At 40.3% G+C, this 9,175-nt stretch carries 7 protein-coding genes; 6 read left to right on the top strand and 1 reads right to left on the bottom strand.

Annotated elements, in window-relative coordinates; all coding sequences use genetic code 11:
• Positions 1–261: 261 nt before the first annotated feature.
• The 4 genes from QZ995_RS22285 (at position 262) to QZ995_RS22270 (ending at position 5,419) form a co-directional block, all read left to right on the top strand.
• Positions 262–1,887: a hypothetical protein gene (locus QZ995_RS22285; RefSeq protein WP_301811990.1), complete on the top strand. Its 1,626-nt coding sequence runs from the start codon at positions 262–264 to the stop codon at positions 1,885–1,887.
• A gap of 266 nt (positions 1,888–2,153) precedes the next feature.
• Complete coding sequence (gene nadB / locus QZ995_RS22280) at positions 2,154–3,779, top strand: L-aspartate oxidase (protein WP_301811988.1); 1,626 nt, start codon at positions 2,154–2,156, stop codon at positions 3,777–3,779.
• Complete coding sequence (gene nadC / locus QZ995_RS22275; protein WP_301811986.1) at positions 3,766–4,614, top strand: carboxylating nicotinate-nucleotide diphosphorylase; 849 nt, start codon at positions 3,766–3,768, stop codon at positions 4,612–4,614. Before nadB ends, nadC begins: the two co-directional genes overlap by 14 nt.
• A gap of 40 nt (positions 4,615–4,654) precedes the next feature.
• Complete coding sequence (locus QZ995_RS22270) at positions 4,655–5,419, top strand: type III pantothenate kinase (RefSeq protein ID WP_301811984.1); 765 nt, start codon at positions 4,655–4,657, stop codon at positions 5,417–5,419.
• Between the two features lie 137 nt (positions 5,420–5,556).
• Here the strand turns inward: QZ995_RS22270 and QZ995_RS22265 are convergent, their stop codons facing one another.
• A complete protein-coding gene (locus QZ995_RS22265; protein ID WP_301811982.1) occupies positions 5,557–6,186 on the bottom strand; it encodes a DUF3885 domain-containing protein in 630 nt (209 codons plus the stop codon).
• Positions 6,187–6,607: 421 nt separating this feature from the next.
• Between QZ995_RS22265 and QZ995_RS22260 the strand changes: the two genes are divergently transcribed.
• On the top strand, positions 6,608–7,321 hold the full coding sequence (locus tag QZ995_RS22260) for a class I SAM-dependent methyltransferase (RefSeq protein ID WP_366919719.1): 714 nt from the start codon (positions 6,608–6,610) through the stop codon (positions 7,319–7,321).
• 209 nt (positions 7,322–7,530) lie between these two features.
• Positions 7,531–8,946: a cardiolipin synthase gene (gene cls / locus QZ995_RS22255; RefSeq protein WP_301811976.1), complete on the top strand. Its 1,416-nt coding sequence runs from the start codon at positions 7,531–7,533 to the stop codon at positions 8,944–8,946.
• Positions 8,947–9,175: the final 229 nt, after the last annotated feature.

The raw sequence follows: 9,175 nt of genomic DNA, 5'->3' as shown, positions 1-9,175 counted from the left end.
GGCACCTGGTAAGGTGCTTTTTTATTTTGCTTATTTGCCTAAAGCAGAGATTCAAGAGCCCATTCATGAGTTTAAATTATAAAGAAACGCCCATGGCTCGATACGTAACGGAAGACCTGTTCTATTTGAGGAAAATAAAATGTAAACCTTTTGTAACTACTTAGCATTTTTTGGGGTGTATGATTAAAACAACAAGAAAACAACAACTCAAAAAACAAATGAAATCACATTTATTCATTCAATTGATGGAGGTAATGATATATGAAAACATTAGTAAAAGTAGTAACAAGCGTAGCGCTTTGCGGTGGAGTATTTGCAGGAGTTGGAGCAGTAGCTAATGTACCAGTGTTTGCATTGGATACCCAAAAGGCACTTCAAGCCTTTGAAGCAGGAGCTCCTTTCTCACTGAAGGATTTGCAAGTAAAGCCAAACAGTTATGTGCTTGATTACACACAAGCTGATCTTACTGGTGATGGTGTAGCGGACGGAGTAACCTTGATCGGTACAAAAGAAAAGAAAGATGATATTTTCGTAAGTAATATCATGGTTGTTATGCAAGATGGAAAAACAATGAAATTTACGCAGGTACCAGTTGGAAAACAAAATAGCGGTTATGAGCCAAAGCTAACAGTGGGCGATTTTAATAAAGATGGTGCGCAGGACGTATTAGTAGAAATGGGAGATGGCGGAAGCGGCGGAACTTCTACATATAGCTTGGTATCCTTTAAAGATGGAAAAGGTGCCGCAATGGTTGACCAAGAAAAGCTGAACGCAGGCGTTGACTTCGACATTCAGTTCACAGAAGGCTTCAAAGCGGATATTACAAACAAAGCTACAAAAGAAAAAACAACAGTAGATATCAGTGAAAATAAAGACGTATATATCAAAAACGGAATTTATGATGCAAAAGGAAAACTGTTGAAAGCAGTTAAGGGCGCTCAAGACGGATTTGGCTCCTTAGAAGTAGCGGAACAAGCAGACGGTGGACTTGCATTGATTGGAACACAACATATTTGGGGCAGCTACCACGCTGACAGTATCGCTATTGCAACAAGCACATGGAAAATTGAAAACGGCCAATTGAAGCTGGAAAAAACGGAAGTAACAGCATTTGACCATGATAATTTCTCCATTGCTCCTAACTATGCACCAGGCGACAAATTTACAGAAGCAGCTCTTTCTACAAAAGAAAATAACTATGTCATTGACTCTAAATATGCTGATGTAAATGGTGACGGCGTGCGTGACGAAGTGATTTTGATCGGGCATAAGGAAGAAGGGGAAAAGGATCTCTTCGCTAAAGAGCTAACAGTGGCTGTAAAAGACGGTAAAACCAAAAAATTCACTATGGGTACAGTAGGAAAAGAAAACGCTGGCTTTGAAGCTACGCTATATATTGGTGCATTTAAATCCGATAAACAAAAGGATATCTTGGTAAGTGCCCCAACAGGCGGCAGCGGTGGCCTATCTACCTTTAGCTTACTGACTTTCTCTGATAACAAAATTGTTCCACTAGCTGATCAGGAGCTATTAAATAAAGGTGTAGAATACGATGTCGTATTTAAAGATGGCTTTAAAGTAGAGGTTTCTAGCAAAGCTACTGGTAAAAAGGAAACCATTGACGTAAGTAAGAACAAAAAAGAGTATGTAGAAACAAAGGTTTATGACAATAACGGAAAACTTTTGCAGGAGACAACTGGTTGGGCTGACGGGCTGTCTGTGTTGACCCCGGTTGATGTGGACAAAAATGGTGTACTAGAGCTTCAAGCTGTACAAAATATCTCCGGAGCATACCATGCTGACCATTTAGGTGTAGCAAAAACAACATGGACATTTAAAAATGGCAAGCTTGAACTTACAAATGAAGCACTAGAATTAAATAAATAACATCTATTGTAAAGATAGTACTGGTATAAACTGTAACGAAGAGCCCCCCTTGTAAGTAAAGCTGATGATGAGTTTTGGTGTTCAAAAGTAAATAGACTGGACAAAAGAAGCGGCAGGAGCCTTTGGGCTTTTGCCGTTTTTACGTATGCTCTCACCTGTATAAACGCAAAGATTTTTCTCCAATGATTATCGGCTTCTGCTCATAAGAGGCATTTGCTATAATGATGAGGAAAAAAGTAGAGAATCACAGGAGATGGTGATGTGTGATGTTCCCGAGACATGTACTGAACTACCAGACTGATCATTTACCAAACATGTATACCGATGTGATTGTAGTTGGTTGTGGAATTGCAGGCTTGTATACAGCGTTAGAAGCAAGCAAAAAAGCAAAGGTAGTATTAATCAGTAAAAAGGGTTTGCAGGATAGCAATACTCGCTGGGCTCAAGGGGGCATTGCAGCGGTTACCGACCAAAATGATTCTCCTGCATTACATCGTCAAGATACCATGCTGGCAGGCGCCGGAATTTGTACCTATGAAGCAGTAGATGTATTGGTGCATGAAGGGCCCAAGCGATTACAGGAGCTCATAACCTACGGGACTCAATTTGATAAAGATAGTAATGGTGAATATGAATTAACACGCGAAGGCGCTCACAGCCAGCGGCGTATTCTGCATGCACAAGGAGATGCTACTGGTGCCGAGATCGTCCGAGCTTTAGCGAAAAAGGCGGCAGAAACAACGAACATTACCTTACTAGAGGAGCATTTCGCTGTTGACATTCTTACACATCAAGAAGAATGTGTGGGAGTGCTAGCTCTTAAACCATGCGGAGAGCTGTTTGCCATACGATCGCATGCTACTATTCTGGCAACGGGCGGTGCTGGACAGCTGTATCGCTACACCACCAACCCTGACATTGCGACAGCAGACGGCATAGCGATGGCTTATCGGGCTGGTGCAGAGGTAAAAGATATGGAATTCATTCAATTTCATCCTACGGCTCTTTGCTATCCAGATGCCCCGCGTTTTTTAATTTCCGAGGCTGTTCGCGGAGAAGGGGCTTATTTGCGCAATGTGCTGGGTGAACGCTTTATGCACAAGTATCATCCTCAGCAGGAATTAGCCCCGAGAGACATTGTGGCACGAGCCATTGTATCAGAAATGGAAACAACGAAATCTACCTTTGTGTATCTTGATATTACACATGAGTCTGAAGAGCTGATTAAACATCGCTTTCCGACAATCTATGATTTCTGTCTGAGCTATGGGCTGAATATGGTAGCTGACTGGATACCGGTAGCACCTGCTTGCCATTATATGATGGGCGGCGTAAAGACTGATTTATATGGGGAAACGAATGTACCGAGATTATTTGCGTGTGGAGAAGTCTCTTGCACGGGAGTACATGGCGCTAACCGCTTAGCTAGTAATTCATTATCCGAAGCAATTGTGTTTGGGCATCGGATCGTAGAACGTTTACAAACGTTGCCGCCTGTGATGTCAGCCATTTCGCTTAGTGAATCATTTCTACGTACTACTGGCAAAGCAGGCAACTGGAAAAAAATGCGCCTACAGCTACAAAAGATTATGCTGCGTAAAGTAGGGGTAAAGCGTGAAGAGCAGGGTCTGCGAGCAGCGTTGCAGGAACTCGAGAGCATGCAAACAATCCTATCGACTCATACTGTCAAACGTGAGGCCTTGGAACTGAAAAATCTGCTGACAACAGCCATCCTTACCACCAGAGCAGCCCTAGCTCGAACAGAAAGCCGCGGTGGCCATTATCGCGTTGATTATCCTGAGCAAAATGAAGAGAGATGGCTCAAGCATATTACGCAAGGCATCCATTCAGGGCTACAAGAGGAGAGTGAAATCCGTTATGCTATGGAATAAACGCGAATTACAACGAAAAATAGAGGAATGGCTATTCGAAGATGTTGGTCATGGAGATATTACAACAATGACCACGATTCCAGCAGATGAAAAAGGAACGGGAATCTTGTATGCGAAAGAATCAGGTCTGATCGCGGGCTTAGATATTGCTGAGCAGGTCTTTCATACCGTGGATCATGAGCTTAGCTTTCAACGCTTCGTAACAGAAGGCAGTCAGGTGCAAAAAGGGGACGTAATAGCTGAAGTTACAGGATCGGTACAGGCTATTTTAATCGGTGAACGCTTAGCTCTTAATTTATTGCAGCGTCTTTCAGGGATTGCGACACGTACCCAATTATTTGTGAAGGAGATTTCGCATACACAGGCGAGAATAGTAGATACACGTAAAACAACTCCGGGTTTGCGATTATTAGAAAAATACGCAGTGCGTGTAGGCGGCGGACATAATCATCGGTTTGCTCTTTACGATGCAGTGATGATCAAGGACAATCATACAAAAGATGCAGGCGGCATAAAGGAAGCAGTTAAGAAAGCACGTGAAGCCATTCCCCACACAATGAAAATAGAAGTAGAAGCTGAATCACTCATGCAGGTGCAGGAAGCCTTGGAAGCAGGAGCAGATATTATTATGCTGGATAATATGTCCTGCGATATGATGAGAGAAGCGGTCCAAATCATTTCTGGAAAGGCAATCATTGAAGCATCTGGCGGAGTTACGCTGGAGACGGTAAGAGCTATTGCTGAGACTGGTGTCGATGTGATTTCAGTGGGTGGACTTACGCATTCCGTTGCTGCCTTGGATATCAGCTTAGATTTAAATCAACGGAAAAGATAGTCAGTGTTAGCCGACAAGATAGAGAAAAGAGGAACTACCCATGCTACTCGTAATGGATATAGGCAATACCAATATTGTGCTAGGGATGTATCAGGGAGATAGATTAGTATACCATTGGCGTATTGCCAGTGACCGCAATAAGACCGAGGACGAGTACGGCATGCTCGTGCTCAATTTATTTCAAAACGAAAAGCTTACGCTCGAAGCTGTAACGGGAATTATTATTTCTTCGGTCGTCCCGCCTTTAAATAAAGCGGTAGAGAGTATGTGCGAAAAGTACTTTTCCAAGAAGCCGCTATTGATTGGTCCAGGGATCAAAACTGGGCTAAATATAAAAGCAGAATATCCAAGAGAGGTGGGAGCAGATCGAATTGTCAACGCGGTTGCAGCGATTCATGAATATGGCGCTCCTTTATTGATTGTTGACTTCGGTACAGCTACGACCTTTTGCTATGTAGATGAAAAGAACCAATACTTGGGGGGGGCAATCGCGCCAGGTATCGGGATTTCGACTGAGGCGCTCTTTACTCGTGCCGCAAAGCTGCCGCGTATTGAGATTGCCCAACCTGCGAATGTAATTGGCAGAAATACGATTGCTTCCATGCAGTCCGGTATTTTTTATGGTTTTATTGGTCAAGTTGAGGGTATTGTGAGCAGAATGAAGCAAGAGTGTAACAGCAAGCCAACGGTGGTTGCAACAGGCGGACTTGCCCCGCTCATTGCGAAAGAAACTGATTGTATTGATGTGGTCGATCAGCATTTGACGTTGAAGGGCTTGCGTTTGATTTATGAACGAAATGTGTAAGATTACTCTCGAAAGCCATGGGACTTGGTCCTGTGGCTTTTTTGTGCATGCACGGCGCCTCCATTACCTAGAGAAATTGCTGCAAAAGGTAGGATAGCATAGTTGATGCATAGAAAAACCGCCCGTTAATTGAAAAATTAAGACTTCGATTGGGTTTCCCATTCTTTGAAGTAATTCATTAGTTCTTGATGAAATGCCCTATTTGTATTCATGATTTCGCAACCTCTATCGTCATAAAGATGGAAAATACAATTTGTATTAATGTTTACTAAGAATACATCAGGCTCATAAAAACTACCTTTTTTTCTTAAACGAGGCTGTAATTCATAAAAATCTTTATGAATCAATGTTTTTAATAACCATCCTAATTTTAAGTCAGATACTTTACAGAACAATTCCATCTGCTGCACAAACTCATTCTCTCCATCAACCTGCCAATAAGATTCATGAAGACGTAATGAATATTTTAGCTTTTGATTTTTTACATAACGTTTAAAAAAGTTTGGATATACTGTTTCTTTTGTTTCATTCGGGTATGAGTTCACAACAACAATGACGTCATCCTTCTGTTGAAATAACAAAGAAGTAATCTCAGAAACTTGCTCATACGCCCTATAAAACCTATCCATATTAAGTTGACCATTGCGATCAAGTTGGTATATATGATCGCCTAATTCAACATGGATTCCTAGTCCCCAAAGATGATAAAAATCAGGCATTAACTTTAAATTATTATAATTCTCTTCCATAAATTTTTTTAATTCCATATATACCACCTTACTTCTTGATTGCTGCCCTTTTCTAAAAGATCCGTTACATAAAGTCTCGTTCGTCAAACTATCAAATCAACAAATTTTATCATTGACTTTTCATCATTTTCATCACGTAAATCACTCAAAATTTCTAGAAAAATCTTATATTCTCCCCTCAGGCAGTCCAACGATTTTCAACCTGCAAGTATTCTATCATGTCCTCATATTTTTCAATATAGCTTATTCGACTTTCTCACTTTCTTCAATGAATTTTGCTCGTAATTGTATTCTTCTATTTCTTCTGGTGATAACGCTGCTCGTAATACACTTTCATACTTCGATTTTTCCAAGCCGTCCCTTCGCCTCTTTTAAGAGCCGCAATTATTCCTCGTATTTTTTTAGGATTAATGAGACATAATTATGTTCATAATGCTGAATGGTAGGTGAGTCCAAGATCATGTATTTGTCTCCGGGTTTATATCACCGAATCATCCGTCCGCGATGGTTCACTAAAACATATATCCACGATCATATTAAAAGCCAATTCACAGTAGAAAATAAAATCGTATTAGATTTTGGTTGTGGAACAGGGGCGAACTGCTGTATGTTTGGCACCGAACATTATTATGGTATCGATCCTGATGTGAACAGAGTGCAATTTGCTAAACGCTTATATCCGAATCATACCTTTACGGTCTTTGACGGTAAACGAATACCAATGGACAATCAGACTGTTGATTTATTATTAATTGTTGCGGTTCTGCACCATATTTCAAATGAGCAAATCTCAGAGTATTTGTCCGAATTTCACAGAGTTTTGAAGCCTGATGGAAAAATTATCATCATTGAGCCCTATTTATCCCCTAAGAAGAAATTTAATAACTGGTTTATGACCCGATATGATGACGGTGAGTTTATCCGAAATGAGGATGATTATCTTCAGTTATTCAACAATCAAAGATATGAATGTACAGTACTCAAAAAGTTTCAAAAGCTACTTCTTTATAACGAAATCTTTTTTACAGCTGCTCCTAAACTAATAAATACACAAAATGATAATCTTTTCCCCAACCCTTCTTTTGATGAAGGGGTGATGATACCCATGAACGATAAATCTCAGGGAAATTTTTTTACGAATGAAGCGCCATAAATTAAAGAAGTCGTTTACAAGTTGATAGTCTGGAGCAAGAATTGGAAAACGAGGAGCCGCAATAATAATTGTAGATACTGAGTCACAGCCATATTTTCTATGAGCATGGCTGTTATTTCTTCTAAACCTCTTGAACAGCCTTTTTCTCAATTGTTTCTATGAATTTATTAAAAATAGGAACACCATAAAAAGGAGGTGAAACGAATTCATTGATATGGATCATCTTTGCCCTCTTGCTGTTTCTCATTCAAATTGGAATCATCTTATTTAGGGAATATCGCAGTCCCCAAAAAGCAGTTACTTGGATTATCATTTCGTTGATTTTTCCGTTTATCGGTTACCTGCAATATTATTTTATCGGGAAAGAATATTCATGTATCCTTCACGCACACCCAAAAGAAAAGACGAAGTTGGCTAGAATAAAGGAAAAACTGATAGATTGGTGCAATCGGCCAATGTCGGAAGAACTGCTTGACCAAACCCTTCTGCAGAATGACACATTGCATGCAACGCTCAAAAAGATTGTGTCCCTTCCCATTAACGTTGGTAATGAAACGATTGTTTATAGCGAAGGTGAACAAGCCTTTGAAGCGATGTTAGAATCGATTGCTAGAGCCAAGCACCATATTCATATTCAATTTTACATTATTCGCGATGACCAACTGGGAACTAAATTCCAGCAACTATTGATTCGGAAAGCACAGGAAAGAGTAAAAGTACGATTTTTATATGACAGGGTCGGCAGCCGTCGGTTAGGGAAGACTTATTTAAAACAATTACAGGAAGCGGGTGTTGAGATTGGATGTTTTTCCCCAATTTTATCCGCTTTCATCGGTAAACGGATCAATTACCGGAATCACCGTAAAATATTGGTGGTAGACGGTAAAATTGGGTATTTTGGCGGCTTAAATATTGGAGATGAATACGTAGGGAAGAAACCAAAAATCGGCTACTGGCGGGATACACATTTCTGTTTAAAAGGCGATGCGGTATTGTGGATTCAATATTCCTTTTTGACTGATTGGTATTTTGTCAAAGGACAACTATTAACTGACTCCGTTTATTTTCCCTTACAGGAAAGTGAGGGGAGGGAACTCATACAAATTGTAAAGAGCAGTCCAGACGAAACAATCCTTCAGCTTATTTTTTTCTTAATCAATTCGGCGAAGAAGCGGATTTATATTGAATCCCCTTACTTTATTCCTGATCCCGGTATCTTACTGGCTTTAAAAACAGCAGTTAGCAGAGGAGTTGACGTTCAGGTCATTATACCGACGATGCCTGAGAGTAATCTTGTTTACTGCGCTACTTTGTCCTATGCCTACGAATTGATGGAGGCAGGGGTTCGGTTTCATTGCTATAAGAAAGGATTTATCCATGCCAAAGTAATGATTACTGATGACTTGGCGTGCTCTGGCACAGCAAATATGGATATGCGCAGCTTTTACGACCAATTCGAAATAAATGCTGTTTTTTTTGATGAAAAGGTGGTTGACCGCCTGGTTCAGGATTTTTATCGTGATAAAAGTGATAGTGAGGAGATTATTCTGTCGGAAATTAAAAATCGACCATGGCTCCAAAAGGTAAGAGAAGCCTTCGCCCGACTACTTTCATCTTTGTTTTAGTCAAAGTATTTACGTATAGTTAAATCTTAATTATGACTCGACAATATATGTTTTGAAGCGTTTCTGAAAGAAGCTGTTTTTGATTGATTTGATAGTAACTCCAGGTCCCAATTTTTCAATCAAGTTTGCATCTAGAAGGCTGGGTAAATAATAAGATAACTCACAATCCATTAAATATAAGCAAGCCCTTCACCTTTTGATAAGGCTTGCTTGAATTATCATTTCCAAT

The sequence above is a fragment of the Brevibacillus laterosporus genome, from assembly GCF_030489605.1.
Taxonomy (GTDB): domain Bacteria; phylum Bacillota; class Bacilli; order Brevibacillales; family Brevibacillaceae; genus Brevibacillus_B; species Brevibacillus_B laterosporus_E.
This window is presented reverse-complemented; position numbering and strand designations above follow the sequence as displayed.

Excerpts from the sequence above, each read along its gene's own strand:
- QZ995_RS22285 (WP_301811990.1), top strand. The coding sequence starts at position 262 with ATGAAAACATTAGTAAAAGTAGTAACAAGCGTAGCGCTTTGCGGTGGA.
- nadB (WP_301811988.1), top strand. The coding sequence starts at position 2,154 with ATGTTCCCGAGACATGTACTGAACTACCAGACTGATCATTTACCAAAC.
- nadC (WP_301811986.1), top strand. The coding sequence starts at position 3,766 with ATGCTATGGAATAAACGCGAATTACAACGAAAAATAGAGGAATGGCTA.
- QZ995_RS22270 (WP_301811984.1), top strand. The coding sequence starts at position 4,655 with ATGCTACTCGTAATGGATATAGGCAATACCAATATTGTGCTAGGGATG.
- QZ995_RS22265 (WP_301811982.1), bottom strand. The coding sequence starts at position 6,186 with ATGGAATTAAAAAAATTTATGGAAGAGAATTATAATAATTTAAAGTTA.
- QZ995_RS22260 (WP_366919719.1), top strand. The coding sequence starts at position 6,608 with ATGGTAGGTGAGTCCAAGATCATGTATTTGTCTCCGGGTTTATATCAC.